Origin of the sequence: Serratia sp. CY33802 (assembly GCF_052169095.1) — a bacterium.
GTDB lineage: Bacteria > Pseudomonadota > Gammaproteobacteria > Enterobacterales > Enterobacteriaceae > Serratia > Serratia bockelmannii.
The window spans coordinates 148,761-174,743 of the sequence record NZ_JBJNLL010000003.1; the positions used below are offsets into that span (position 1 = coordinate 148,761).

Genomic DNA, 25,983 nt, shown 5'->3' on the forward strand with positions numbered 1-25,983 from the left:
ATGCTGCAACCACAAGATAAACCCCAGGTGATCCTGGAGCTGGCGGTGCGCAACCATCCCGGCGTGATGTCGCACGTTTGCGGGCTGTTCGCCCGCCGCGCGTTCAACGTCGAAGGCATTCTGTGTCTGCCGTTGAAAGACGGCCAACAGAGCCGCATTTGGCTATTGGTCGCCGACGATCAGCGGCTGGAACAAATGATAAGCCAGGTGGAAAAGCTGGAAGACGTGCTGCGGGTGAAGCGCCACAGCGAAGACGTGCGGGTATTTGAACAGCTGGAAGCCTTCTTCCAGTGATACGAAGGGGGCTTACGCCCCCGCAATCATTGCCCTGCCAGCACTTTCCACAGCAGGTGCCGGTACACCGGCATCAGCGGCTGTTGGCTCAGCAGATAGCCGACCGCCAACGCCGCCAGCCAACTCAATCCGCACACCACGCGCAGCCGCAGCGGCGTCAGCCAACGGCTCAGCCGATCGGCGTTGCGCTTGCCCTCACGCCACCAGCGCCAGCTCAGCCACACCGCCAGCCAGAGGGTAAGCGCCGCAGCGAGCAGCAACCACTTGAACATCGCGCTGTTGGCGCCGGCGGGGATATCGATCGCCACCCCCGCCAGAATGCCGGGGAAGAAATAGACCGGCGGCCAGGTCAGGCAACCGATGATGTTCGGCAACGCAAACTTGTACGGCGGCAAATCGAGCATGCCGGCCACCATCGGCACCAGCGGGCGCGTCGGGCCAACGAAGCGACCGATCAAAATGGTCGCCATGCTGTGCTGGTGCAAGGCATGTTCGGTTTTGTCGAGCAATGCTTTGTTCTTTTTCAGGAACGACCAGCGGTGCAAGGGCCCCTTAAAAGCGCGGCCGACGAAATAGGAGATCCAGTCGCCGAGCAGGCAGCCGACGATGCCCGCCGCCCAGGCGTAGTAAAAATCCACCTTGCCGCTGCCGATCAGCGCACCGATGCTGGCCATCATCACCGTGCCGGGCAGCAGCAGCCCCACCAGCGCTAGCGACTCGAGAAAAGCGACCAGCAGAACGACCATCAGGGTGAAAGCCAGTGACTGGGTGATCAAATCTTGTAAATAGGCTTCCATTACACCTCTGCGGATTATTCGGGCCAAACGGGGCGGAGGATTTTCCAGCGCCGCCGCTGGCGAGTCAATCGATGAATTGTATGCGTATTTGGCAACGCGCGCGGCGATGGACAATCACTGTATAAAAACCCATACTATAATATATCTATATTAGCGCCAAAACCGACATCACGCTGAACGTCGCGCACGCCGCCCGGTGGAAAACGAAGGGGTTATGACAGCACTGCAACAGGGGTTCCTGCTCACTCGCCACTGGCGCGACACGCCCGCCGGCACCGAGGTCGAATTTTGGCTGGCGACCGACGCAGGCCCGCGCCAACTGCGCTTGCCGCCGCAGACCTCGGTGGCGTTTATCCCCGCCGAACAAAGGCAGCGCGCGGAACTGCTGCTGCGTGAAGAGCGGCAGGTGGAACTGAAACCGCTGGCACTGACGGATTTTCATCACCGCCCGATGCTGGGGCTGTACTGCCGCCAGCACCGTCAGCTCATCAAGCTGGAAAAGCTGCTGCGGGAAGGCGGCGTTGCGGTCTACGAGGCCGACATTCGCCCGCCCGAGCGCTACCTGATGGAACGCTTCATTACCGCGCCGGTGTGGTTCAACGGCCAGGGCAACGGCGATGGGCCGTTGCTCAGCGGCCAGATGAAGCCGGCACCGGACTACCGCCCGGCGCTCAGGCTGGTGTCGCTGGATATCGAAACCACCGCCCACGGCGAGCTTTACTCCATCGCGCTGGAAGGCTGTGGCCAGTGGCAGGTCTACATGCTGGGGCCGGCCAACGGCGGCGATGAGCCGCTGGATTTCGATCTGGAATACTGCGCCAGCCGCCCTCAACTGCTGGAACGGCTAAACGCGTGGCTGGAGCGTCACGATCCCGACGCCATCATCGGCTGGAACCTGGTGCAGTTCGATCTGCGGGTGCTGCAAAAGCACGCCGAGCGCTACCAAATCCCGCTGCGGCTAGGGCGCGGCGGCAACCTGCTGGAATGGCGCGAGCATGGCTTCAAGCAGAATCACTTTTTCGCCGCCGCCGCCGGCCGCCTGATCATCGACGGCATCGAGGCGCTGAAATCCGCCACCTGGAATTTTCCCTCCTTCAGCCTGGAATACGTTTCGCAGGAACTGCTGGGCGAAGGCAAGGCTATCGACAACCCTTATCAGCGCATGGCGGAGATCGACCGACGCTTCGCCGAAGACAAGCCGGCGCTGGCCCGTTACAACCTGAAGGACTGCGAGCTGGTGACGCGCATCTTCGCCAAGGCCGATCTGCTCAACTTCCTGCTGGAGCGCGCCACCGTCACCGGGTTGGCGGCCGATCGCAGCGGCGGATCGGTGGCGGCCTTCAGCCACCTCTATATGCCGCGCATGCATCGCCTGGGCTTTGTTGCCCCCAACCTCGGCGAACAGCCGGAGGAGCACAGCCCCGGCGGCTTTGTGATGGACTCCCAGCCCGGCCTGTACGATTCGGTGCTGGTACTGGACTATAAAAGCCTGTACCCGTCGATCATCCGCACCTTCCTGATCGATCCGGTCGGATTGGTGGAAGGCATGCGCCACCCCAGCGACGCCGATTCGGTGCCCGGCTTTCGCAACGCCCGCTTCTCGCGTAACAAACACTGCCTGCCGGCGATCGTCGAACAGATCTGGCAGGGGCGCGAGGCCGCCAAGCGCCAACACAACAAGCCCCTGTCGCAGGCGTTGAAGATCATCATGAACGCGCTGTACGGCGTGCTGGGATCGAGCGGCTGCCGCTTCTTCGATCCGCGGCTGGCGTCGTCGATCACCCTGCGCGGCCACGAGATCATGCGCCAAACCCGCGAGCTGATCGAAGCCGAAGGCTATCAGGTGATCTACGGCGACACCGACTCCACCTTCGTCTGGCTGAAACAGCCGCATGACGAGCAACAGGCGGCGCAGATCGGCCGGGCGCTGGTGCAACGGGTCAACACCTGGTGGCAGCAGCATCTGCAGCAGCAGTTCGGGCTGGAGAATGCGCTGGAGCTGGAGTTCGAAACCCACTATTCCCGCTTCCTGATGCCGACCATTCGCGGCGCCGAGCAGGGCAGCAAGAAACGCTACGCCGGCCTGATCGCGCGTGCCGACGGCCAGGAAGAAATGGTGTACAAAGGCCTGGAAACGGTGCGCACCGACTGGACGCCGCTGGCGCAGCAGTTCCAGCAGCAGCTCTATCAGCGCATCTTCAAACAACAGCCCTACCAGGACTATGTGCGCGACTACGTCGGCAAAACCCTGAACGGCGACTTCGACGATCAATTGGTGTACCGCAAACGGCTGCGCAGAAAGCTCGAGGACTATCAGCGCAACGTGCCGCCGCACGCCCGCGCCGCGCGCATCGCCGACGACTACAACCGCAGCCAGGGGCGGCCGCTGCAGTATCAAAACGGCGGCTGGATCAGCTACGTGATGACCGTCGCCGGGCCGGAACCGCTGGAAACCCGTCATTCGCCCATCGACTATCAGCATTACCTCGAACGCCAGCTGCAACCGGTGGCAGACGCTATACTCCCTTTCTTGCACGACGATTTCACTACGCTGGTCACCGGGCAGATGGGGCTGTTTTGAGATTGCGCCAGGTTAAGAAAAATCATCCGGTTTTGCAGGTGACGAACGCGCCGCCTTCCATTACCATAGCGCCCTTCCCAAAACTGAACCACGCTTAGCCCTGCCGTCTCGCGACGTCTGCATGGCGTGAACGGCTATTGCCCGTCAAATTTAAAACAAACCGGGATTAACCGATGTTCAGTACAGGTGCCGCGGCCCTTCCCGCCCGGTAACAAGACTTACTTACAAAGAATCGAGCCGACAATATATGCCTTTTACTCTTGGTCAACGCTGGATCAGCGACACGGAAAGCGAATTAGGACTGGGCACCGTCGTGGCGCTGGACGCGCGCATGGTTACCCTGCTTTTCCCCGCCACCGGTGAAAACCGCCTCTATGCCAGAAATGATTCGCCGATCACCCGCGTGATGTTCAACCCGGGCGATACCGTCAGCAGCCACGAGGGATGGCAGCTGCAGGTGGAAGAGGTGAAAGAGGAAAACGGTCTGTTGACCTATATCGGCACCCGCCTGGACACCCAGGAAAGCGGCGTGGCGATGCGCGAAGTGCTGCTGGACAGCAAACTGACCTTCAGCAAGCCGCAGGATCGCCTGTTCGCCGGCCAAATCGACCGCATGGATCGTTTCGCGCTGCGTTTTCGCGCCCGCAAATACCAGAGCGAGCAGTATCGCCTGCCGTTCGCCGGCCTGCGCGGCATGCGCGCCAGCCTGATCCCGCACCAGCTGCACATCGCTCATGAAGTCGGCCAGCGCCATGCGCCGCGCGTTCTGCTGGCGGACGAAGTCGGCCTCGGCAAAACCATCGAAGCCGGCATGATCATCCACCAGCAACTGCTGGCGGGCCGCGCCGAACGCGTGCTGATCGTGGTGCCGGAAACGCTGCAGCACCAGTGGCTGGTGGAGATGATGCGCCGCTTCAACCTCTACTTCTCGCTGTTCGACGACAGCCGCTACGCCGAAGCCAAGCTCGACAGCAGCAACCCGTTCGAGACCGAACAGCTGGTGATCTGCTCGCTGGACTTCGTGCGCCGCAACAAGCAGCGCCTGGAAGAGCTGGCGGACGCCCAGTGGGATCTGCTGGTGGTCGATGAAGCGCACCACCTGGCCTGGAGTGAAGAAGCGCCGAGCCGCGAATATCAGGTGATCGAACAGCTGGCCGAGCATATCCCCGGCGTGCTGCTGCTGACCGCTACCCCGGAGCAGCTGGGCCAACAGAGCCACTTTGCGCGCCTGCGCCTGCTCGATCCGAACCGTTTCCACGACTACGGCGAGTTCGTCGCCGAACAGCAGAAATACCGTCCGGTGGCCGACGCCGTCACCCTGCTGCTGAGCGGTGAACGCCTGGCCGACGACAAGCTGAACCTGCTGGGCGAGCTGATCGACGAGCAGGACATCGAACCGCTGCTCAAAGCGGCCAACAGCGAAGGCGACAACGCCGAGCAGGCGCGCCAGGAGCTGGTGGCCATGCTGATGGATCGCCACGGCACCAGCCGCGTGCTGTTCCGCAACACCCGCAACGGCGTGAAGGGCTTCCCGCACCGCAACCTGCACCAGATCAAGCTGCCGTTGCCAACCCAGTATCAGACCGCGATCAAAGTGTCCGGCATCATGGGCGCCAAGAAATCCGTCGAAGCGCGCGCGCGCGACATGCTGTATCCGGAGCAGATCTACCAGGAATTCGAAGGCGAAAACGCCACCTGGTGGAACTTCGACCCGCGCGTCGAGTGGTTGCTGGACTACCTGCTGGCCAACCGTAACGAAAAAGTGCTGGTGATCTGCGCCAAAGCCGACACCGCGCTGCAGCTGGAGCAGGTGCTGCGCGAACGTGAAGCGATCCGCGCCGCGGTGTTCCACGAAGGGCTGTCGATCATCGAGCGCGACCGCGCCGCCGCCTACTTCGCCTCCGAAGAGGAAGGCGCGCAGGTGCTGCTGTGTTCCGAGATCGGCTCCGAAGGCCGCAACTTCCAGTTCGCCAGCCAGCTGGTGATGTTCGATCTGCCGTTCAACCCGGATCTGCTGGAACAGCGTATCGGCCGTCTGGACCGTATCGGCCAAATGCACGATATCCAGATCATGGTGCCTTACCTGGAGCACACCGCGCAGGCGGTGCTGGGCCGTTGGTTCCACGAGGGGCTGGACGCCTTCGAACACACCTGCCCAACCGGCCGCACCATCTACGACAGCTGCTACGAGCAGTTGATCGGCTATCTGGCCGCGCCGACTGAACAAGAAGGCTTCGACGAATTCATCCACGCCTGCCGCCAGCAGCACGATCAGTTGAAAGCGCAGCTGGAACAGGGCCGCGACCGCCTGCTGGAGATGCACTCCAACGGCGGCGACAAAGCCCAGGCGCTGGCCGCCGCCATCGCCGAGCAGGATAACGACGTCAACCTGGTAGGCTTCGCGCTCAACCTGTTCGACATTGTCGGCATCAATCAGGAAGACCGCAGCGACAGCCTGATCGTGCTGACGCCGTCCGACCATATGCTGGTGCCGGACTTCCCGGGCCTGCCGCAGGACGGCTGCACCGTGACCTTCGACCGCGATCAGGCGCTGTCGCGCGAAGACGCGCAGTTCGTCAGCTGGGAGCACCCGATCATCCGCAATGGCCTGGATCTGATCCTGTCCGGCGATACTGGCAGCTGTGCGGTGTCCCTGTTGAAAAACAAAGCGTTGCCGGTCGGCACCTTGCTGGTTGAGCTGGTCTATGTGGTGGAGGCCCAGGCGCCGAAACACCTGCAGCTGACCCGCTTCCTGCCACCGACGCCGATCCGCATGCTGATGGATCGCAAGGGCACCAACCTGGCGGCGCAGGTCGAGTTCGAAAGCTTCAACCGTCAGTTGAACGCGGTCAACCGCCACACCTCCAGCAAGCTGGTCAATGCCGTGCAACAAGACGTGCACGCCATGCTGCAGCAGGCGGAAAGCCTGGTGGAAGCGCAGGCGCGCCAGCTTATCGAACAGGCGAAGCAAGAGGCGGACGACAAGCTGAGCGCCGAGCTGGCGCGTCTGGAAGCGCTGAAGGCGGTCAACCCGAACATCCGCGACGACGAAGTCGAGACGCTGGAGTTCAACCGCCGTCAGGTGCTGGCCAACCTCAATGAAGCCGGCTGGCGTCTCGACGCCATTCGACTGGTGGTGGTCACCCACCAATAACCGGCGCGATGCGGGGAGGCCACCGTCTCCCCGTTCGGCCCTTTTCGCGGAGCCAAGATGGAACCCTACAATCCCCCGCAGGACCCGCTGCACATCCTGTATCAGGATGAACACATCATGGTGGTCAACAAGCCCAGCGGCTTGCTGTCGGTACCCGGCCGCGCCCCGGAAAACAAAGACAGCCTGATGACCCGCATTCAGGCCGATCATCCGGCCGCCGAATCGGTGCACCGGCTGGATATGGCCACGAGCGGGGTGATCGTGGTGGCGCTCAACAAGGCCGCCGAGCGTGAGCTAAAGCGTCAATTTCGCGAACGCGAACCGAAGAAATCCTATATCGCCCGCGTTTGGGGACATATGGCGCATGATGAAGGGTTAGTGGATTTGCCGCTGATCTGCGACTGGCCGAACCGGCCGCTGCAAAAAGTGTGTTTTGACACCGGCAAAGCGGCGCAGACGGAATATCGGGTGCTGTCGCGCGACGCCGACGGCAGCACCCGCGTGAAGCTGACGCCGATCACCGGCCGCTCGCACCAGCTGCGGGTGCACATGCTGGCGCTGGGACACCCGATCCTCGGCGACGGTTTCTATGCCCCGCCGGAAGCCAAAGCGATGGCGCCGCGGCTGCAGCTGCACGCGCAGGAGTTGCGCATCACCCACCCCGCCTTCCAGACGCCGATGCACTTTCGCGCCGAGCCGGATTTCTGAGCCCCATGTTAAACGGGCCCGGCATGCCGGGCCCGCTTGCATCGCTTATTTAAAACCTTTCTCGCGTTTGATCAGGTCGTACGCCGCCTGGATCTCCTGCGCTTTCTGCTTGGCCATTTCCATCATCTCCGGCGGCAAGCCTTTCGCCACCAGCTTATCCGGATGGTGTTCGCTCATCAGCTTGCGGTAGGCGCGTTTGATGGTGGCGGCATCGTCGCTGCTGCGCACGCCAAGCACCTTGCACGCATCGTCGAGCGTCGGGCCGCGCTGAGCCTGCTGATAGCCGCCCTGCGAATACCCGCCCTGCTGACCGCCGCCGAACTGACGCCCGCCCTCCATCATGCTGAGGAACTGATCGAACTGCGCGCGCGAAATGCCCAGCTCTTCGGCGATGACATACAGCACCTGACGTTCGTTCGGGTGCAGCGAGCCGTCGGCGAACGCCGCCTGAATCTGAATTTCCAGAAACATCCGAATCAGATCGAAGCGGCCGAAACAGATACTGCGGAACTGCTGCAGCGTCTCACGCAGCGGGAACTGGCTCTGTTTGCCCTCGCGGAACGCCTGCTGCGCCGCGGTGCGCGCTTCGCCGTGCAGTTGAAGGCGATCCATAAACAGGCTGGCGATCTGAATATCCGCCTCGGTGACGCGTCCTTTGGATTTGGTCAGGTGGCCCATCACCTGAAAAGTGGTGCGGAAAAACAGCGTTTGCCGCGTTTGCTGGTCGGTGAAAAACCCCCGACTGCGCTTGTTGCTGCGCGCCGTATCGATCATATGACCGATAATCAGCCCCAGAACTACACCCCAGAATCCCGCGCCAGACCAGATGGCGACGATGACGCCGAGCAGTTTTCCCCAATACTGCATATACTCCTCAATTATCATGCCGAAAGCCGCCCGCTCTCCTCCGTTTCAGGAAAGGGCGCAGGCGATTTTTCCTAGAATTTGGATTATCATACCTGTCATTTATCTTTGCGCCTAACGACGACGCAAGTAAACGGCTGGATTTAGCACTAGCGCAACGCAGATGAGTAATATAGTCTCTGACCGTTTGCCGGACACGACGCCTCTGATGACGGAACACCAAAACCGCGTATGAAAAAAAGTTTCCCAACACTGCTGGCCACGATGATTTGGACGGCACTCTACAGTCAGCATGCGCTGGCTGATCTGGCCGAGCAATGCATGCTTGGCGTTCCCGTTTACGACAAGCCTTTGGTCAGCGGCGATCCGAACAGCCAGCCGGTGACCATCAATGCCGATGACTCGCGCGCCGACTACCCGAAAAGCGCCCTGTTCAGCGGCAACGTGCATATCGAGCAGGGTAACAGCACCCTGACCGCCAAAGAAGTTGAGCTGAACCAGACGGAAAACCCCGGCCAGACGGATCCGGTGCGCACCGTCACCGCTACCGGCGACGTGCACTACAGCGACAATCAGATCAAACTGAAAGGCCCGAAGGCCTGGTCGAACCTGAATACCAAAGATACCGACGTCTATGAAGGCGACTACCAGATGGTAGGCCGTCAGGGTCGCGGCGACGCCGACAAGATGAAAATGCGCGGCGCCAACCGTTACACCATCCTGGAAAACGGCACCTTTACCTCCTGCCTGCCGGGCGACGACAGCTGGAGCGTGGTCGGTTCCGAAGTGATCCACGATCGCGAAGAACAGGTGGCGGAAATCTGGAACGCCCGCTTCCGCATCGGCGGCGTGCCGGTGTTCTACAGCCCGTACCTGCAATTGCCGGTCGGCGACAAGCGCCGTTCCGGCTTCCTGATCCCGAACGCCAAGTACGGCAGCAACAATGGCTTCGAGTTCATGTTGCCGTACTATTGGAACATCGCGCCGAACTACGACGCCACCATCACACCGCACTATATGTCCAAGCGCGGCCTGCAGTGGCAGACCGAGTTCCGTTATCTGGTGCAGCCGGGCCTCGGCCTGATGGAGTTCGACTGGCTGCCGGACGACAAGGAATACGGCAAAGATCATGACGACAACAAACGCTGGCTGTTCTACTGGAACCATAACGGCGTCATGGATCAGGTATGGCGCTTCAACGTCGACTACACCAAGGTCAGCGATTCCAAATACTTCACCGATCTGGACTCCAAATACGGTTCCACCACCGACGGCTACGCCACGCAGAAATTCAGCCTCGGCTACGCCAACGAAAACTGGAACGCCACGCTGAGCTCCAAGCAGTTCCAGATCTACGACGACACCGATCGTTCACAGTCGGACTCGTATAAAGTTCAGCCGCAGCTGGACCTGAACTACTACAAGAACGACCTCGGCCCGTTCGACTTCCATATTTACGGCCAGGCGGCCAAGTTCACCAGCGTCAACCCATATAGCCCTGACGCCACCCGTCTGCATATGGAGCCGACGCTGAGTCTGCCGCTCACCAACGGCTGGGCCAGCCTGAACACCGAAGCCAAGGTGATGGCGACCCACTACCAGCAGGATATTCCTGACGGTTTCGCGGCCAACTACCAGAGCCGCAAAAACGCTGCCGCGCCGGAGCTCGATGATTCGGTCAACCGCGTACTGCCGCAGTTCAAAGTCGACGGCAAGCTGGTGTTCGAGAGGCCGATGATCTGGGCCGAGGGCGCTACCCAGACGCTGGAGCCGCGCGTGCAGTACCTGTATGTGCCGTACCGCGACCAGAGCAACATCTACACCTACGACACCACGCTGCTGCAGACCGACTACTCCGGCCTGTTCCGCGATCGCACCTACAGCGGCCTGGATCGCATCGCTTCGCAGAACCGCGTCTCTACCGGTTTGACCACCCGCATTTATGATGACGCCCTGGTTGAACGTTTTAACGCTTCCGTGGGTCAAATCTACTACTTCAGCCGTTCGCGTACCGGTGACCAGATGACCGGTTACGACAACAACGACGATACCGGCAGCGTAGCCTGGGCCGGCGATACCTATTGGAAAATCGACGATCGTTGGGGCCTGCGCGGCGGCCTGCAGTACGACACCCGCCTGAACAGCGTCTCGCTGGGCAACGGCGTGGTGGAATACCGCCAGGACGCCGAGCGCGTGGTGCAGTTGAACTACCGTTACGCCACGCCGGAATATATCCAGACGGCGTTGAACACCAAAACGGTTCCGGCCTTCCAGGACGGCATCTCGCAGGTGGGCATCACCGGCAGTTGGCCGATCGCCGATCGTTGGGCGGTGGTCGGGGCGTACTACTACGACACCCGCGCCAAACAATCCGCCGATCAGTTGGTGGGGCTGAAGTACAACACCTGCTGCTGGGCGGTGACGCTGGGCTATGAGCGCAAGATCACCGACTGGAACAACAGCAACAATACCAGCGTTTACGACAACAGAGTTTCGTTCAACGTCGAACTGCGCGGCCTGAGCAGCGATCATAGTCTCGGCTCCGCAGAAATGCTGCGCTCCGGCATTCTGCCGTATCAGCGCGCATTCTGACGCTTTGCAACACTTTGAAAACGAGAACTTTCACCCGCATTTGCGGATTACATAATGGGAAATGTATGAAGAACTGGAGAACGCTTATTCTCGGATTGGTGGTTTGCGCCAATGCCGCGTTCGCAGCACCCCAAGAAGTGGATAAAGTCGCCGCCGTCGTGGATAACGGCGTGGTACTCGAAAGCGACGTCAACGGTCTGTTGCAGTCAGTCAAGCTCAACGCCCAGCAGGCCGGCCAGCAACTGCCGGACGACAAGACGCTGCGCCATCAGATCATCGAACGCCTGATCATGGATAACATCCAGCTGCAGATGGCCAAGAAAATGGGCATCACCGTGTCCGATGCCGATCTGGACAAAGCGATCGCCAACATCGCCGCGCAAAACAAGATGAGCGTCGATCAGCTGCGCAGCCGCCTGTCGTACGAAGGGTTGAACTACAACACCTACCGCGCGCAGATCCGCAAAGAGATGCTGATCTCCGAAGTGCGTAACAACGAAGTGCGCCGCCGCGTCACCATCCTGCCACAGGAAGTGGACGCACTGGCCAAACAGGTGGGCGCACAGAACGGCAGCGACACCGAAATGAACATCAGCCACATCCTGATCCCGCTGCCGGAAAACCCGTCGCAGCAGCAGGTCGACAAAGCCGAAGAGCTGGCCAAACGTCTGGTGGGTGAGATCAACAGCGGCGCCGACTTCGGCAAGCTGGCGATCACCTACTCCGCCGACTCTCAGGCGCTGAAAGGTGGCAACATGGGCTGGGGCAAACTGCAAGAAATCCCGACCCTGTTCGCGGAACGTCTGGTGAGCGCCAAGAAAGGCGACGTCGTCGGCCCAATCCGTTCCGGCGTCGGCTTCCACATCCTGAAAGTGAACGACATTCGCGGCGCCAGCCAGTCGGTGTCGGTCACCGAAGTGCACGCCCGTCACATCCTGCTGAAACCTTCAGTGGTGCTGACCGACGACCAGGCTCGCGCCAAACTGCAATCCGTGGCGGAAGCGATCAAGAGCGGCCGCGCCAAGTTTGCCGACGAAGCCAAACAGCTGTCGCAAGATCCGGGTTCTGCGATGCAAGGCGGCGATCTGGGCTGGGCTTCCCCGGACATCTACGATCCGGCCTTCCGCGATGCGTTGCTGAAGCTGAGCAAGGGTGAAATCAGCGCGCCGGTCCACTCCTCCTTCGGTTGGCACCTGATCCAGCTGCTGGATACCCGTCAGGTGGATAAGACCGACGCTGCGCAAAAAGACCGTGCTTACCGTATGCTGTTCAACCGTAAGTTCGCTGAAGAAGCGCAGACCTGGATGCAGGAACAGCGCGCCCAGGCTTACGTGAAGATCCTCGATGGCAGCGATGCACAGCAATAAACGCGTCGTCATTACCCCCGGCGAACCCGCCGGGGTGGGGCCGGATTTGGTAGCCGCGCTGGCGCAACAGGATTGGCCTGTTGAGCTGGTGGTGTGCGCCGATCCGGCCCTGCTGCTTGAACGCGCCAAGCGTATGGGCCTGCCGCTGACGCTGCGCGACTACCAGCCGCAGCAACCGGCCGAAGCGCAACGCGCCGGCACGCTGACCGTGCTACCGGTCCCGCTCGCTCACCCGGTGACCGCCGGTGAGTTGAACGTCGGCAACAGCGCCTACGTGGTGGAAACCCTGGCGCGCGCCTGCGACGGCTGCCTGAACGGCGAGTTCGCGGCGCTGATCACCGGCCCGGTGAACAAGGGCGTGATCAACGACGCCGGCGTGCCGTTTATCGGCCATACCGAATTCTTTGCCGATCGCAGCCGCTGCGATCGCGTGGTGATGATGCTCGCGACCGAAGAGCTGCGCGTGGCGCTGGCGACCACCCACCTGCCGTTGCTGGCGGTGCCGGGCGCCATCACGCAGCAGAGCCTGTTCGAAGTCATCCGCATCCTCGACCACGATCTGAAAACCAAATTTGGCATCGCCCAGCCGCACATTTACGTTTGCGGTCTGAATCCCCACGCCGGGGAAGGCGGCCATATGGGGCGCGAAGAGATAGACACCATCATCCCGGCGCTCGACGCGCTGCGCGCTGACGGCATCCATCTTGTCGGCCCGCTGCCGGCGGACACCCTGTTCCAGCCCAAATATCTGCAAGATGCCGATGCGGTGCTGGCGATGTATCACGATCAGGGGCTGCCGGTGCTAAAATACCAAGGGTTCGGCCGCGCGGTGAATATCACCCTCGGTTTGCCTTTCATACGCACCTCGGTCGACCACGGTACCGCTCTGGAACTGGCCGGCACCGGCACCGCCGATGTCGGCAGTTTCCAAACGGCCCTGAATCTCGCCATTAAAATGATAATTAATTGTAATGAATAACAGAGTCCACCAAGGGCACTTTGCCCGCAAACGCTTTGGACAAAACTTTTTAACCGATCAGTTTGTCATCGATAGCATTGTCTCCGCCATTCACCCGCAGCCGGGCGAAGCGGTGGTCGAGATCGGCCCCGGCCTCGGCGCCTTGACCGAGCCGGTCGGCGCGCGCATGGACCGCATGACGGTGATCGAACTGGACCGCGATCTGGCCACCCGGCTGGAGAACCACCCGCGGCTGAAAGACAAGCTGACCATCCACCAGCAGGACGCCATGACGGTGAATTTCGCCGAACTGGCCGAGGAAGCTGGCCAACCGCTGCGCGTATTTGGTAACCTGCCGTACAATATTTCGACGCCGCTGATGTTCCACCTTTTCAGCTATACTCAGGCAATCCGCGACATGCACTTTATGTTGCAAAAAGAGGTGGTCAACCGTCTGGTGGCCGGCCCGAACAGCAAGGCCTACGGGCGTTTGACCGTGATGGCGCAGTACTACTGCAACGTCATTCCGGTGCTGGAAGTGCCGCCGACCGCGTTCGCGCCGCCGCCGAAGGTCGATTCCGCCGTGGTGCGTCTGGTGCCGCACACCGAGCTGCCGAACCCGGTGGGCGACGTGCGCATGCTGAGCCGCATCACCACGCAGGCATTCAACCAGCGGCGGAAAACCATCCGCAATAGCCTGGGCGACCTGTTCACGCCGGAGCAGCTGACGGAGCTGGGCGTCGATCCTTCGCTCAGAGCAGAAAATATTTCTGTGGCGCAGTACTGCAAGCTGGCGAACTGGCTGTCAGCCAATCCGGCGCCGCAGCAATAAGGAGTTGTTGTCATGATTGATTCGCCCCGCGTGTGTATTCAGGTTCAGAGCATCTATGTGGAATCACAGTCGATCCCTGAAGAAGAGCGTTACGTCTTCGCCTATACCATCACCATCCGCAATCTGGGGCGGACCGACGTGCAACTGTTGGGCCGTTACTGGCTGATCACCAACAGCAACGGCCGTCAGACCGAAGTCCAGGGCGAAGGCGTGATCGGCGAACAGCCCGTCATTCCGCCCGGTGGCGAGTTTCAGTACACCAGCGGCGCCATTCTGGAAACGCCGCTGGGCACCATGGAAGGCCATTACGAAATGGTGGACCATCAGGGTCAGCCGTTCCGCACCGCTATTCCCGTGTTCCGCTTAGCCATTCCAACGCTGATCCATTAACTATGTCGACATACCTTATCGGCGACGTTCACGGCTGTTTCGATGAACTGAAGTCGCTGCTGGCTCAGGCTGCTTTCGATCCCGAGCGCGATCAACTGTGGCTGACCGGCGATCTGGTGGCGCGCGGCCCCGCCTCGCTGGACGTGCTGCGCTATGTGCGCTCGCTCGGCCCGGCGGTGCGCATGGTGCTGGGCAACCACGATCTGCACCTGCTGGCGGTTTACGCCGGCATTAGCCGCAACAAACCCAAAGATCGCATCACGCCGCTGCTGGAAGCGCCGGACGCCGACGAGCTGATCAATTGGCTGCGCCGCCAACCGGTGCTGCAGGTGGATGATGAGCAAAAGCTGGTGATGGCCCACGCCGGCATCACCCCGCAGTGGGACATCGACACCGCGAAAATGTGCGCACGCGAAGTGGAGGCGGTATTGAGCAGCGACAGCTATCCGCTGTTCCTCGACGCCATGTACGGCGACATGCCGAACAACTGGGCGCCGGAGCTGAGCGGCCTGGCGCGCCTTCGTTTCAGCACCAATGCGCTGACGCGCATGCGCTACTGCTTCCCCAACGGCCAGCTCGACATGATCTGCAAAGATGCGCCGGGCAGCGCGCCGGCGCCGCTGAAACCGTGGTTCGAGCTGCCGCGCCTGGTGGATCCGGAATACACCATCATCTTCGGCCACTGGGCCTCGCTGGAAGGCAAGGGTACGCCGGAGGGCGTGATCGGGCTGGATACCGGCTGCTGCTGGGGCGGCGATCTGACGATGCTGCGCTGGGAAGACCGCCGTTACTTCACGCAACCCGCCAATCGCGGCGAAGCGCCTGACCACGCCGGCAGATTAGCCGCATCCTGAAACGATAAAGGCGGCCCGGTGGCCGCCTTTGTCCTGTATTGATTGCCGCCTTACGCTCCAATCACTCCGCCATCTTCACGCGTGATCATCAACACCGATGAACGCGGGCGCGGGCTGTTGTTCGGGAAGTGCGAATCGCCCTCTTCTCCCGGATGCTGTACGTTGACGAACATCGTCTTGTAGTCCGGGGTGAAGGTGAGGCCGGTCAGTTCGCAGGACTTTGGCCCCACCATGAAACGGCGGATCTCGCCGCTGACCGGATCGCCCACCAGCATCTGGTTGTTGCCCTGCCCGACGTAATCGCCCTTGTTGCTGTACTTGCCATCGGTGAGGATCCACAGGCGGCCGGCGCGATCGAAGCCCAGCCCGTCCGGGCTGTTGAAGGTATTTTCCGCCGTGATATTCGGCGTGCCGCGGTTGACGCCTTCGGGGTGGGCGATCGGGTTGCCGCACAACGCATAGATGTCCCAGGCGAAGACGTCGGCGGTGGCGTCGCCGCCCTCGTCCCAGCGAATGATTTGGCCGTAGATATTGTTCGGTCGCGGGTTGGCGGCGTTCAACGGCATCCCTTCCTCGCCGCGCTTGCTGTTGTTGGTCAGCGTGCAGTACGCGCGCCCGTCATGCGGGTTGACCGCGATCCACTCAGGGCGATCCATCTTGGTGGCGCCGGCCTGCTGCGCCGCCTTGCGGGCGAAGATCAGCACTTCGGCCTCGTCGCGGAAGCCGTTCTCCGGCGTCAGGCCGTTCTTGCCGAACTCGAGCGCAATCCAGCGCCCTTTGCCCTTCAGCGGCGTGCCGGCTTCGTCGCCGTCGAACTGCGCCACGTACAGCGTTCCCTCGTCCAGCAGCGTGCGATTGTTGGCCGGATTGGCGGCGTCGACCACGCCTTTGGAAACGTACTTATAGATATGTTCACCGCGCTCGTCGTCGCCCATATACACCACCAGACGGCCGTCTTTGGCCACCGTCACCGCCGCGTTTTCATGTTTGAAGCGGCCGAGCGCGGTGTGCTTGATGGGCGTCGAGGTCGGATTCAACGGATCGATCTCGACGATCCAGCCGTGGCGGTTGAATTCGTTGGGATTCTTCGCCACATCGAAGCGCTCGTCATAGTCCGGCCAGTTGCGCTCCGGTTCGTTGACCTTCAGCGTGTAGCGCTTCTGTTCCGGCGTGGTTCGATAATCGGCCTGACGGGTGCCGAAATAGGTGTCGAAGTTTTCCTCGCAGGTCAGGTAGGTGCCCCACGGCGTCTTGCCGTTGGCGCAATTGCCGAACGTGCCCAGCACCTTGCGGCCGCTCGGATCGGCGGCGGTCTGCAACAGCGGATGTCCGGCGGCCGGGCCGTTGAATTGCATCTCGCTGTTGGCGGTGATGCGGCGGTTATAGCGCGACGGGCGCTCCACCGCCCAGCGCTGGCCGTCGCCGACCCGCTTGACCGCGACAATGGAGACGCCGTGCGCCGCCTGCGATTTGCGCACCTCTTCCAGGCTGGTGGCCTTGGCGCCGCCGTGGGCGAACAGGTACTGCTCGTTAACGTATTCGTTATTGATGGCCATCACGCCGTGATTGTCATCGATAGGGAAGAAGCTCATGCCATCGTTGTTGTCGCCAAACTGTTTTTCCTGATCGGCGGCGCTGTTGTTGCCCTGCGGATCGAAGGCCGGCGCGCCGTCCACCAGCGGCTCGCCCCAGGAGATCAGCACCTCGGCGCGGTAGCCTGGCGCTATCGTCACTTCATCGGCGGTAGACGCGGCGATGCCCCGGAAACCCAGCAGCGTGTTCGGCGGCAGATCCTCGGCTAACGCCTCGGCGGAGACCGACCAGATGCCGCCGCCGAGAAAACCGGCCAGGCCGACGGCGCCGGCGCTGCCGAGCAGCAGCTTGCGGCGAGTGCGATCGATCAGGCGGTCGGCGTCTAATTGCTCAATTTGCTTGGTCATAACGTGGTTACCTTTTTAGTTATGGCGCCGCGGTCAAGATTCACCAGAGTTGCCGTGGCGCTCGGAGTTGGGCTTCATACTAATCAGGTAATGTGACGGAAAGGTTACGAATGACCGGCGCAAAAAGACCGGGGGCGCAATTGCTTGCGCCCCCGGGGATAGCTGGCTAACGCGCTGAAATCAGCGGCGCTGCAGGATTTCGAAGCAGTAGCTGTGCGAGTTCAGCTCGTCGGCGTCGTGGAATTCGCTGAACGTGGTTTCCCACTCGTCCGGCTCGTAATCCGGGAAGTGAGTATCGCCGCCGACTTCGGCGTCGATGTGCGTCAGGTACAGGCGATCGGCGCGCGGCAGCAGCTGGGTATAGATGCGCCCACCGCCGATCACCATCACTTCTTCCACCTCACCCGCGGCGGCCAGCGCCTCATCCAGCGAGGTCACCCAGGTCACCCCGGCGGCATTGCCTGGGCGGCTGCTCAAAACGATATTGTGGCGGCCCGGCAGCGGGCGGCCGATGGACTCGAAGGTCTTGCGGCCCATAATAACCGGCTTATTCAACGTGTTGCGTTTAAACCACGCCAGGTCCGCCGGCAGGTGCCACGGCATGGCGTTTTCCATGCCAATAACGCGATCCGCCGCCAAGGCAGCGATCAGGCTGATAATCATTGTTTAACCCTGTGTAGGCAGCAAAATTGGTGACACTATACGTAAAGGCCTGAGTGCCGTCGATAGGCTAATCAAGCAAGATGAATATATAAGATAGCTCTTATCAGCATATCTAATAACCAACGATCGCCCGCCGGGAAATTTCACACGCCGGGGCGTTTGCGATACAGCCACAGGCCCGGTAACGACAGGCCGATCGACAACGCGCCGACGATGAAACTGGCCTTGAGGAAGTTGGTGATCATGGTCTCCATCAAGGCTTCGCTGTAGCCAAGATGCGAGATCTCTACCACAGTTATCATCGCGGTATAGGCGGAAATGCCGGGGAACATCGGGATCACCGCCGCCACGGTGAATACCTTCGGATGCGCCAACAGCCAGCGCGACCAGTAGATGCCGATGATACCGATCAGGATCGCCGCCAGCAGCGACGCCCACTCGATATTCATGCCAGCGTGCATCATCAACATGCGCGAGCCGCGCCCGATTGCCCCGAGCAACGCGCAATAGCGCAGCGCACGCAACGGTACGTTGAACACCATGGCGAAGCCCAGCGCCGGTACCGCCGCCAACAGCATCTCCTGCAACAATGCCCACAGCAGATTCATGACCACCCCCGCAGATCCCACAGCGACATCGCCATCACCACCCCGATGCAGGTGGCCAGCGTCAGCAGGCTGGCCATCGCCCAGCGCGCCAGCCCGGTGTTGACGTGCCCCTTAAACATATCGGCCACTGCGTTGATCAGCGGGAAGCCCGGCACCAGCAACAGCACGCTGGCGGCCATCGCCACGCTCGAGGTCTCTTTAAACACCGGTAGGCGCAGCAGCAGCCCAGATATCGACGTAGCGACAAACGCCGTCAGGCAAAAATTGATCAGCGGATTCATCTGGCGGGCGGTGAGGATCTGGCGCACCAGCATCGCCGCGCCGCTGGCGATAAAGGTCACCAAAAAGGCGTCGCCGCCGCCGCCGTTGAGCATGCTGAAACATCCACAGGACAGGCCCACCATCAGCACCACCAGCCAGCGCGGGTAGCGCAGCGGCCGGATCCTTTCAAAGCGACGCGCCACGTCGTGCGCATCCGCCAGGCGATGCTCGGCGAGGATCACGATATGCTGCACTTCGGTCACCACCTGCATATTGATGCCGCGATCGACATTCTTGCGGGTGGTGGTCAGGCAGGCGCCGTGGCTGAGGGTGGTCAACACCACCGCATTGGCGGAGATTGAACTTTCCACGCTGTCCATCCCCAGCGCCAACCCCAGGCGGGTCGACAGCTGTTCCACCACCGTGCTCTCGGCGCCGTGCTGCAACAGCAGCAGCGCGCATTGAATGCACAAGCGGGTAATTTCACGCTGTTGCCGGTGCGGCTCCGGCCTCTCTGTGGCGGTAGTCTGCTGCATGGTGCTCCGTCGCTGGCGGTAGATGAATTATTATCATAGAGCCTAACAATACCTCATTGGGTTGATGCGCATCAGAGGAAGCGGCGTTATTATCGCCAGAACTCTGTCTTTTGCGCGAGACGCTCCCATGCTTGAAACTTCGCTGTTCGTCGCCGGCATTGCCGCCCTCGGCATGCTCTCCCCCGGCCCGGATTTTTTCCTGGTGATCAAAAACGCCGCCCGCTATCCTCGGCTAGCCGCCATGATGACCGCATTCGGCGTGATATGCGGTGTCGCCACCCACATGTCCTACTGCGTCGCCGGGCTGGCGGTGGTGATCACCACCACGCCGTGGCTGTTTAACCTGCTGAAATACGCCGGGGCGGTCTATCTGGTGTGGATCGGCATCCAGGCGCTGCTGTCGCGCGGCGGCGGCAAAATGAACGTCAGCAATCTGCCGCAGCAGCAGGTCAGCCTGAAGAGCGCCTTTGCGCAAGGCTACCTGTGCAACCTGCTGAACCCGAAAGCCACCCTGTTCTTCCTGGCGGTATTTACCCAGGTGCTGCAGATCGATTCCGGCCTGGGCGACAAGCTGTGGTACGCGGGGATTATTCTCGGCCTGTCGGTCATCTGGTGGCCGCTGCTGGTGTTCCTGATCCAAAGCGGGCCGGTGCGCCGCGGGCTGGAAAAGACGCAGAAGGTCGTCGACAAATTGCTGGGCGGCATGCTGATCGCCTTAGGGATCAAGGTCGCGTTGAGCTAAGCAAAAAAACGGGGCGCCATTACGGCGCCCCTGCTGTTATCCTTTGGCTTCCACCACCTCATCTTCCGGCGCCTTGCCGTCGATACTGCCGCGCCAGCCGGTCTGCTGCACCCGCGACAGCCGATTCTGATCCTGCTCGATGGCCGCACTGAGCATCTCCTTGGCTCGCTGCAGGCTGGCGATACGGAATTCAGTATCCTGATAATTCTCCAGCGTGTCTTCCAGCATCTTCAGGTTATAGCGGCGGAACGTGTCCGCCTTCTCGCGCGCCTCATAGGCGTCCAGCCCCAGCAGTTCCAGCGTTTCACGGCCGATGCGCAGCGAGCTTTCGAAAGTTTCGCGCTCCGGTTTTTCCACCCCCAGCTGCCGCAGCTGATACCAATGATCGACGTCGCGCGCCCGCGCCACCACCTTCAGATGCGGGAAGTGCTGCCTGGCCAGCTCGGTTAACGCCAGGCTGTCTTCCACATCGTCGATGGCGTTGATCAGCACCTTGGCGTGAGCGGCGCCGGCGGCCTCCAGCAGATCGGCCCGCGTGGCGTCGCCGTAAAACACCTTGGTGTCGAATTTGCGCAGCGTTTCAATATGGTCCGGATCGTGATCCAGTACCACGGTGTGCACGCCGTTGGCCAACAGCAAACGGCCGGCGATCTGGCCGAAACGGCCGAAGCCGGCAATGATCACGCTGGCATTCTCGTCGTCGATGACGTCAGCCGGGCGCTCCTCTTTCGGCGCATTTTTTTCCAGCTGCGCGGCGATCACCAACAACAGCGGCGTGGCCGCCATCGACAGCGCTACCGCCAGCGTCAGCGATTTGGCCCATTCGACCGGCAATACGCCGGCCAGCTGCGCGGCGCTGAAAATCACAAAGGCAAACTCACTGCCCTGGCCCAGCAGAATGGCGAACAGGCCGCGCTGGCGCTTCGGCACCCCGAGCAGCGGCCCAATCAGCCACAGCAGCGCCGCCTTGATCAACATAAAGCCCAGCAGCAGCGAGGCGATCAGCAGCGGGTGATGGAACAGGGTGCCGAAGTCAATCGACATGCCAACGCCGATAAAGAACAGCCCCAGCAGCAACCCCTTGAACGGCTGAATATCGCTCTCCAGTGCGTGACGGTATTCCGAGCTCGCCAGCAGTACCCCGGCGAGGAACGCCCCCATCGCCATCGACAGTCCGGCCATCTCCAGCAGGATGCCAAAACCGAACACCAGGAACAGCGCCACGGCGCTGAACACCTCGCGCATGCCCGAACGGGCGACGAAGTGCAGCAGCGGGCGGGTGACGTAGCGGCCGAGCAGCACCACCATCGTCAACGCGCCCACCACCTTGGCCGCCGACATTACGAAAGCGCCCAGCGTGGTGGTGGCGCCGCTGCTGGCGAGCAGCGGGATCATCGCCACCAGCGGGATCGCCGCGATATCCTGGAACAGCAGCACCGCAAACGCGCTGCGGCCGATTGGCGACGGCGTCAAATTACGTTCGCTCATCGCCTGCATGGCGATGGCGGTAGATGAAAGCGCCAGCGTCAAGCCGATCAGCAGCGCCACCTTCCAGTTGAGGCCGAGGAAGTAACAGAAGGCGCTCAGCGCCAGGCCACAGCCCACCATTTGGATGCTGCCGCCGCCGAACACCGAGGCGCGCAGCGTCCACAGCCGCTTGGGATCCAGCTCCAGGCCGATGATAAACAACATCAGCACCACGCCGATCTCGGCGAAGGTCAGGATCGACTCGGCATCCGACACCAGCTTCAGCCCCCAGGGGCCGATAATACAGCCGGCGATCAGGTAGCCAAGCACCGAGCCCAGCCCCAGTCGCACCGCGATCGGCACGAACAGCGCCGCGGAGCCGAGGTAGATCAGTCCCTCGATCATCATGTGATGGTTATCCATGGCTGGCCTCCCGGGTTTCCGCTTCGGCATGTTCCATCAGGTAGTCAACCAACCGCTGGCGGTAGGCTTCGCCGGCGGCGAGCAGCGCCGGCTCGTTGCAGGTAAAGGTGTTGTGCACGGCGAAATAAGGTTGCCAGTTCATGCCGCAATAGATCGCCGTAGCCTGCAGCGGCTGCGCCAGCGTAGCGAAGTTAGGAAAGTCGCCCAGCTCGAAGTGGTGCTCGTCGCCGCCGCTGGTCACTGCCCACAGGCAGTCTTTACCCACCAGCGCATTGCCGTCGTGGCCGTAGGCCCAGCCGTGCTCCAGCACTTTGTCGATCCACAGCTTCAACAGCGGCGGGAAGCTGTACCACTGCATCGGATGCTGCAGCACCACCAGGTCGGCGCGCTCCAGCGCCTGTTGCTCGGCGTTGATATCGATATTGAAATCGGGGTACAGCTCATACAGCGAGCGCACCTCTACCTCGGGGAGATCCCTCACCGCCTGCAGCAGGCGCTGATTGGCATGCGAATGCCGGGGATACGGGTGAGCATAAATTATCAGAATCATTGTTATCGTCGTTCCTTCGTTTCTTGCCAATACACCAAGCATATACCAATCACACAGAGTGACAGTTTGCCCACTGATTGATAGCGGAAATTTTTAACACCAGCCGACAAATTCGCTGAATAAAAAAAGGCGCTGCATCTGCAGCGCCCTGGCATAACGTTCTCGCGCGGTTACTTGCCGATACGCGCGTGCATTTCCTGCACCGAAGTCACCTGCTCGGTCGGATCCGCTTTCAGCGCCATCGCGGTGGCAAAGCCGCCGTTCAGCGTGGTGTCGTAGTGCACCTTGTACTGCAGGGCGCTGCGGCGAATCAGCTTGGAGTCCTCAATCGCCTGGCGGCCTGCCGTGGTGTTGACGATGTAGGTGTACTCGCCGTTCTTGATACGGTCTTGAATGTGCGGACGCCCTTCGTGCACCTTGTTGACCAGACGCGGGTTGATGCCCGCTTCGCCCAGCACCACCGCGGTGCCGTGGGTGGCATCCAACTCGAAGCCCTGCTTCAGCAGGCTGGCGGCCAAATCGACCACGCGGGCTTTATCGCCTTCGCGCACCGACAGCAGCGCGCGGCCCTGCTTCTTCATGCCCGAGTTGCTGCCCAGCATCGCTTTGGAGAAGGCTTCCGCGAAGGTGCGGCCTACGCCCATCACTTCCCCGGTAGAGCGCATTTCCGGCCCCAGAATCGGGTCGACGCCCGGGAATTTGTTGAACGGCAGCACCACTTCTTTCACCGAGTAGTACGGCGGGATAATTTCTTCGGTCACGCCCTGCTCAACCAGCGTTTTGCCCGCCATCACGCGCGCGGCCACTTTGGCCAGCGGCACGCCGGTCGCTTTGGACACGAACGGCACGGTACGCGCGGCGCGCGGGTTGACTTCAATCAGGTAGACTTCGTTGTCTTTCACCGCGAACTGTACGTTCATCAGACCGCGCACCTGCAGCTCGAACGCCAGTTTTTCCACCTGGCGACGCATCACGTCCTGAATTTCCTGGCTCAGGGTGTACGCCGGCAGTGAGCACGCGGAGTCGCCGGAGTGCACGCCCGCCTGCTCGATGTGCTCCATGATGCCGCCAATCAGCACGCGCTCGCCGTCGCAGATAGCATCGACGTCCACTTCCACCGCGTCGTCCAGGAAGCGGTCCAGCAACACCGGCGCATCGTTGGACACGCTGACCGCGGTCTGGAAATAACGGCGCAGGTCGGTTTCGTCATAGACGATTTCCATCGCCCGGCCGCCCAGCACGTAGGAAGGACGTACTACCAGCGGATAGCCGATGCCCGCCGCCTTCTCGACCGCCTGCTCGATGGCGGTAACGGTGGCGTTGGCCGGCTGCTTCAGGCCCAGGCGGTTGACCGCCTGCTGGAAGCGTTCGCGGTCTTCGGCACGGTCGATGGCGTCCGGGCTGGTGCCGATGATCGGCACGCCTGCGGCTTCCAGCTCACGCGCCAGCTTCAGCGGGGTCTGGCCGCCGTACTGTACGATAACGCCTTTTGGTTTCTCGATGCGCACGATTTCCAGCACGTCTTCCAGGGTCACCGGCTCAAAGTACAGGCGGTCCGAGGTGTCGTAGTCGGTGGAGACGGTTTCCGGGTTACAGTTGACCATGATGGTCTCGTAACCGTCTTCGCGCAGCGCCAGAGAGGCGTGCACGCAGCAGTAGTCGAACTCGATGCCTTGGCCGATACGGTTCGGCCCGCCGCCCAACACCATCACTTTCGGCCGGTCGTTGGTCGGGTTGGACTCGCACTCTTCTTCATAGGTGGAGTACATGTAGGCGGTGTCGGTGGCGAATTCCGCCGCGCAGGTATCCACGCGCTTGTACACCGGATGCAGACCGTGGCTGTGACGCAGCTTGCGAATTTCGCTCTCGGCGACACCGGCTAGCTTGGCCAGACGCGCATCGGCGAAGCCCTTGCGCTTCAACGTGCGCAGGAAGTCTTTGTCCAGGCCATTGATGCCCGCTTCGGCTACCTGCTCTTCCAGGCGCACCAGCTCTTCAATCTGCACCAGGAACCAGCGATCGACGTTGGTCAGGTTGAAGACGCCGTCGACCGACAGACCGGCGCGGAAGGCGTCGGCGATGTACCAGATGCGGTCGGAACCGGCGTCTTTCAGCTCGCGGCGGATTTTGGTCAGCGCTTCCGGATCGTCCAGGCTCACTTTCGGATCGAAGCCGGTGGCGCCCACTTCCAGACCGCGCAGCGCTTTCTGCAGCGACTCCTGCTGAGTGCGGCCGATGGCCATCACTTCGCCGACCGACTTCATCTGGGTAGTCAGGCGATCGTTGGCGCCGGCGAACTTCTCGAAGTTGAAGCGCGGGATCTTGGTCACGACGTAGTCGATGGACGGCTCGAACGACGCCGGAGTGCGGCCGCCGGTGATGTCGTTCATCAGCTCATCGAGGGTATAGCCCACCGCCAGTTTGGCGGCGATCTTGGCGATCGGGAAGCCGGTGGCTTTCGACGCCAGCGCCGAAGAGCGCGACACGCGCGGGTTCATCTCGATGACGATCAGGCGGCCGGTTTTCGGGTTAACCGAGAACTGCACGTTGGAGCCGCCGGTTTCAACGCCGATCTCACGCAGCACCGCCATCGAGGCGTTGCGCATGATTTGGTATTCCTTGTCGGTCAGGGTCTGGGCCGGCGCAACGGTGATCGAGTCGCCGGTGTGGATGCCCATGGCGTCGAAGTTTTCGATGGAGCAAACGATGATGCAGTTGTCGTTCTTATCACGCACCACTTCCATCTCGTACTCTTTCCAACCGATCAGCGATTCGTCGATCAGCAGCTCGTTGGTCGGCGACAGGTCCAGACCGCGTTCGCAGATCTCTTCAAACTCTTCGCGGTTGTAAGCGATGCCGCCGCCGGTGCCGCCCATGGTAAAGGAAGGACGGATAATGCACGGGAAGCCGACGTCAGCGGCTACCGCCAGCGCTTCTTCCATGGTGTGCGCGATGCCGGAACGCGCGGTATCCAAACCGATTTTCTTCATCGCCACGTCGAAACGGCGGCGGTCTTCGGCCTTGTCGATGGCATCGGCGGTCGCGCCGATCATGGTGACGCCGAACTCGGCCAGCACGCCCTGACGCTCCAGCTCCAGCGCGCAGTTCAGCGCCGTCTGGCCGCCCATGGTCGGCAGCACCGCATCCGGGCGCTCTTTTTCGATGATCTTGCGCACCACTTCCCAGTGGATCGGCTCAATGTAGGTCGCGTCGGCCATCTCCGGGTCGGTCATGATGGTCGCCGGGTTGGAGTTGACCAGAATGACGCGGTAGCCCTCTTCGCGCAGCGCTTTACACGCCTGGGCGCCCGAGTAGTCGAACTCACACGCCTGGCCGATAACGATCGGACCCGCGCCGAGGATCAGGATGCTTTTTATGTCTGTACGTTTTGGCATTTTTTAC

General features: G+C 61.5%; 20 protein-coding genes. 11 read left to right on the forward strand and 9 right to left on the reverse strand.

The features are described from left to right. Nucleotides 1-294 carry an acetolactate synthase small subunit gene (gene ilvN, locus ACJ8HA_RS14010; RefSeq protein WP_033641839.1) on the forward strand — a complete coding sequence of 98 codons (294 nt, stop codon included), beginning with the start codon at nt 1-3 and terminating at the stop codon, nt 292-294. Nucleotides 295-320: 26 nt separating this feature from the next. Here ilvN and ACJ8HA_RS14015 read toward each other — a convergent pair whose 3' ends face one another. After that, entirely contained in the window at nt 321-1,091 is a 771-nt protein-coding gene (locus ACJ8HA_RS14015) for a DedA family protein (RefSeq protein ID WP_060448171.1), read from the reverse strand. Nucleotides 1,092-1,305: 214 nt separating this feature from the next. On the opposite strand from ACJ8HA_RS14015, the gene ACJ8HA_RS14020 reads away from it, so the two are divergent. From ACJ8HA_RS14020 to rluA, 3 genes are all read left to right on the forward strand, one after another. Then, nucleotides 1,306-3,672, forward strand: coding sequence for a DNA polymerase II (locus ACJ8HA_RS14020; RefSeq protein ID WP_442515376.1), 2,367 nt, complete (start codon nt 1,306-1,308; stop codon nt 3,670-3,672). 247 nt (nt 3,673-3,919) lie between these two features. After that, nucleotides 3,920-6,826, forward strand: coding sequence for an RNA polymerase-associated protein RapA (gene rapA / locus ACJ8HA_RS14025; protein ID WP_049294819.1), 2,907 nt, complete (start codon nt 3,920-3,922; stop codon nt 6,824-6,826). 57 nt (nt 6,827-6,883) lie between these two features. Beyond that, complete coding sequence (rluA, locus tag ACJ8HA_RS14030; protein WP_043135978.1) at nt 6,884-7,534, forward strand: bifunctional tRNA pseudouridine(32) synthase/23S rRNA pseudouridine(746) synthase RluA; 651 nt, start codon at nt 6,884-6,886, stop codon at nt 7,532-7,534. 45 nt (nt 7,535-7,579) lie between these two features. Here rluA and djlA read toward each other — a convergent pair whose 3' ends face one another. Further along, on the reverse strand, nt 7,580-8,401 hold the full coding sequence (gene djlA, locus ACJ8HA_RS14035; RefSeq protein WP_025301546.1) for a co-chaperone DjlA: 822 nt from the start codon (nt 8,399-8,401) through the stop codon (nt 7,580-7,582). Nucleotides 8,402-8,629: 228 nt separating this feature from the next. Between djlA and lptD the strand changes: the two genes are divergently transcribed. The 6 genes from lptD to apaH all read left to right on the forward strand — a co-directional run bounded on the left by lptD (nt 8,630) and on the right by apaH (nt 15,391). Beyond that, complete coding sequence (gene lptD, locus ACJ8HA_RS14040; protein ID WP_043135981.1) at nt 8,630-10,990, forward strand: LPS assembly protein LptD; 2,361 nt, start codon at nt 8,630-8,632, stop codon at nt 10,988-10,990. A gap of 65 nt (nt 10,991-11,055) precedes the next feature. Beyond that, nucleotides 11,056-12,357 carry a peptidylprolyl isomerase SurA gene (surA, locus tag ACJ8HA_RS14045; protein ID WP_025301544.1) on the forward strand — a complete coding sequence of 434 codons (1,302 nt, stop codon included), beginning with the start codon at nt 11,056-11,058 and terminating at the stop codon, nt 12,355-12,357. After that, nucleotides 12,344-13,336 carry a 4-hydroxythreonine-4-phosphate dehydrogenase PdxA gene (gene pdxA, locus ACJ8HA_RS14050; RefSeq protein WP_049205446.1) on the forward strand — a complete coding sequence of 331 codons (993 nt, stop codon included), beginning with the start codon at nt 12,344-12,346 and terminating at the stop codon, nt 13,334-13,336. The genes surA and pdxA overlap by 14 nt, the downstream gene beginning before the upstream one ends. Continuing rightward, nucleotides 13,329-14,147: a 16S rRNA (adenine(1518)-N(6)/adenine(1519)-N(6))-dimethyltransferase RsmA gene (rsmA, locus tag ACJ8HA_RS14055; RefSeq protein ID WP_025301542.1), complete on the forward strand. Its 819-nt coding sequence runs from the start codon at nt 13,329-13,331 to the stop codon at nt 14,145-14,147. Before pdxA ends, rsmA begins: the two co-directional genes overlap by 8 nt. 12 nt (nt 14,148-14,159) lie before the next feature. Beyond that, entirely contained in the window at nt 14,160-14,537 is a 378-nt protein-coding gene (gene apaG, locus ACJ8HA_RS14060; RefSeq protein ID WP_016929119.1) for a Co2+/Mg2+ efflux protein ApaG, read from the forward strand. A gap of 2 nt (nt 14,538-14,539) precedes the next feature. Beyond that, the gene (gene apaH / locus ACJ8HA_RS14065; RefSeq protein WP_043135986.1) at nt 14,540-15,391 is read left to right on the forward strand and encodes a bis(5'-nucleosyl)-tetraphosphatase (symmetrical) ApaH; all 852 of its coding nucleotides are present in this window, start codon (nt 14,540-14,542) and stop codon (nt 15,389-15,391) included. 50 nt (nt 15,392-15,441) lie between these two features. On the opposite strand, the gene ACJ8HA_RS14070 is transcribed toward apaH, so the two are convergent. The 4 genes from ACJ8HA_RS14070 to ACJ8HA_RS14085 all read right to left on the reverse strand — a co-directional run bounded on the left by ACJ8HA_RS14070 (nt 15,442) and on the right by ACJ8HA_RS14085 (nt 19,399). Then, nucleotides 15,442-17,331 carry a PhoX family protein gene (locus ACJ8HA_RS14070; RefSeq protein WP_442515377.1) on the reverse strand — a complete coding sequence of 630 codons (1,890 nt, stop codon included), beginning with the start codon at nt 17,329-17,331 and terminating at the stop codon, nt 15,442-15,444. 180 nt (nt 17,332-17,511) lie between these two features. Next, complete coding sequence (gene folA / locus ACJ8HA_RS14075; RefSeq protein ID WP_025301539.1) at nt 17,512-17,994, reverse strand: type 3 dihydrofolate reductase; 483 nt, start codon at nt 17,992-17,994, stop codon at nt 17,512-17,514. Between the two features lie 143 nt (nt 17,995-18,137). Further along, nucleotides 18,138-18,602 (reverse strand): threonine/serine exporter, encoded by a 465-nt coding sequence (locus ACJ8HA_RS14080; RefSeq protein WP_015376621.1) that lies wholly within the window; start codon nt 18,600-18,602, stop codon nt 18,138-18,140. Then, on the reverse strand, nt 18,599-19,399 hold the full coding sequence (locus ACJ8HA_RS14085; RefSeq protein ID WP_043135990.1) for a threonine/serine ThrE exporter family protein: 801 nt from the start codon (nt 19,397-19,399) through the stop codon (nt 18,599-18,601). Before ACJ8HA_RS14085 ends, ACJ8HA_RS14080 begins: the two co-directional genes overlap by 4 nt. Nucleotides 19,400-19,526: 127 nt before the next feature. Between ACJ8HA_RS14085 and ACJ8HA_RS14090 the strand changes: the two genes are divergently transcribed. After that, nucleotides 19,527-20,141, forward strand: coding sequence for a LysE family translocator (locus tag ACJ8HA_RS14090; protein ID WP_025301536.1), 615 nt, complete (start codon nt 19,527-19,529; stop codon nt 20,139-20,141). Between the two features lie 36 nt (nt 20,142-20,177). Here ACJ8HA_RS14090 and kefC read toward each other — a convergent pair whose 3' ends face one another. The 3 genes from kefC to carB form a co-directional block, all read right to left on the reverse strand. Then, nucleotides 20,178-22,031: a glutathione-regulated potassium-efflux system protein KefC gene (kefC, locus tag ACJ8HA_RS14095; protein ID WP_442515378.1), complete on the reverse strand. Its 1,854-nt coding sequence runs from the start codon at nt 22,029-22,031 to the stop codon at nt 20,178-20,180. Next, a complete protein-coding gene (gene kefF, locus ACJ8HA_RS14100) occupies nt 22,024-22,581 on the reverse strand; it encodes a glutathione-regulated potassium-efflux system oxidoreductase KefF (RefSeq protein WP_025301534.1) in 558 nt (185 codons plus the stop codon). Before kefF ends, kefC begins: the two co-directional genes overlap by 8 nt. Before the next feature lie 170 nt (nt 22,582-22,751). Next, nucleotides 22,752-25,976 carry a carbamoyl-phosphate synthase large subunit gene (carB, locus tag ACJ8HA_RS14105; RefSeq protein WP_025301533.1) on the reverse strand — a complete coding sequence of 1,075 codons (3,225 nt, stop codon included), beginning with the start codon at nt 25,974-25,976 and terminating at the stop codon, nt 22,752-22,754. Nucleotides 25,977-25,983 lie beyond the last annotated feature (7 nt).

What these genes read in the sequence shown, in the direction of transcription:
- ilvN (WP_033641839.1), top strand. Translation starts at nt 1, where the DNA reads ATGCTGCAACCACAAGATAAACCCCAGGTGATCCTGGAGCTGGCGGTG.
- ACJ8HA_RS14015 (WP_060448171.1), bottom strand. Translation starts at nt 1,091, where the DNA reads ATGGAAGCCTATTTACAAGATTTGATCACCCAGTCACTGGCTTTCACC.
- ACJ8HA_RS14020 (WP_442515376.1), top strand. Translation starts at nt 1,306, where the DNA reads ATGACAGCACTGCAACAGGGGTTCCTGCTCACTCGCCACTGGCGCGAC.
- rapA (WP_049294819.1), top strand. Translation starts at nt 3,920, where the DNA reads ATGCCTTTTACTCTTGGTCAACGCTGGATCAGCGACACGGAAAGCGAA.
- rluA (WP_043135978.1), top strand. Translation starts at nt 6,884, where the DNA reads ATGGAACCCTACAATCCCCCGCAGGACCCGCTGCACATCCTGTATCAG.
- djlA (WP_025301546.1), bottom strand. Translation starts at nt 8,401, where the DNA reads ATGCAGTATTGGGGAAAACTGCTCGGCGTCATCGTCGCCATCTGGTCT.
- lptD (WP_043135981.1), top strand. Translation starts at nt 8,630, where the DNA reads ATGAAAAAAAGTTTCCCAACACTGCTGGCCACGATGATTTGGACGGCA.
- surA (WP_025301544.1), top strand. Translation starts at nt 11,056, where the DNA reads ATGAAGAACTGGAGAACGCTTATTCTCGGATTGGTGGTTTGCGCCAAT.
- pdxA (WP_049205446.1), top strand. Translation starts at nt 12,344, where the DNA reads ATGCACAGCAATAAACGCGTCGTCATTACCCCCGGCGAACCCGCCGGG.
- rsmA (WP_025301542.1), top strand. Translation starts at nt 13,329, where the DNA reads ATGAATAACAGAGTCCACCAAGGGCACTTTGCCCGCAAACGCTTTGGA.
- apaG (WP_016929119.1), top strand. Translation starts at nt 14,160, where the DNA reads ATGATTGATTCGCCCCGCGTGTGTATTCAGGTTCAGAGCATCTATGTG.
- apaH (WP_043135986.1), top strand. Translation starts at nt 14,540, where the DNA reads ATGTCGACATACCTTATCGGCGACGTTCACGGCTGTTTCGATGAACTG.
- ACJ8HA_RS14070 (WP_442515377.1), bottom strand. Translation starts at nt 17,331, where the DNA reads ATGACCAAGCAAATTGAGCAATTAGACGCCGACCGCCTGATCGATCGC.
- folA (WP_025301539.1), bottom strand. Translation starts at nt 17,994, where the DNA reads ATGATTATCAGCCTGATCGCTGCCTTGGCGGCGGATCGCGTTATTGGC.
- ACJ8HA_RS14080 (WP_015376621.1), bottom strand. Translation starts at nt 18,602, where the DNA reads ATGAATCTGCTGTGGGCATTGTTGCAGGAGATGCTGTTGGCGGCGGTA.
- ACJ8HA_RS14085 (WP_043135990.1), bottom strand. Translation starts at nt 19,399, where the DNA reads ATGCAGCAGACTACCGCCACAGAGAGGCCGGAGCCGCACCGGCAACAG.
- ACJ8HA_RS14090 (WP_025301536.1), top strand. Translation starts at nt 19,527, where the DNA reads ATGCTTGAAACTTCGCTGTTCGTCGCCGGCATTGCCGCCCTCGGCATG.
- kefC (WP_442515378.1), bottom strand. Translation starts at nt 22,031, where the DNA reads ATGGATAACCATCACATGATGATCGAGGGACTGATCTACCTCGGCTCC.
- kefF (WP_025301534.1), bottom strand. Translation starts at nt 22,581, where the DNA reads ATGATTCTGATAATTTATGCTCACCCGTATCCCCGGCATTCGCATGCC.
- carB (WP_025301533.1), bottom strand. Translation starts at nt 25,976, where the DNA reads ATGCCAAAACGTACAGACATAAAAAGCATCCTGATCCTCGGCGCGGGT.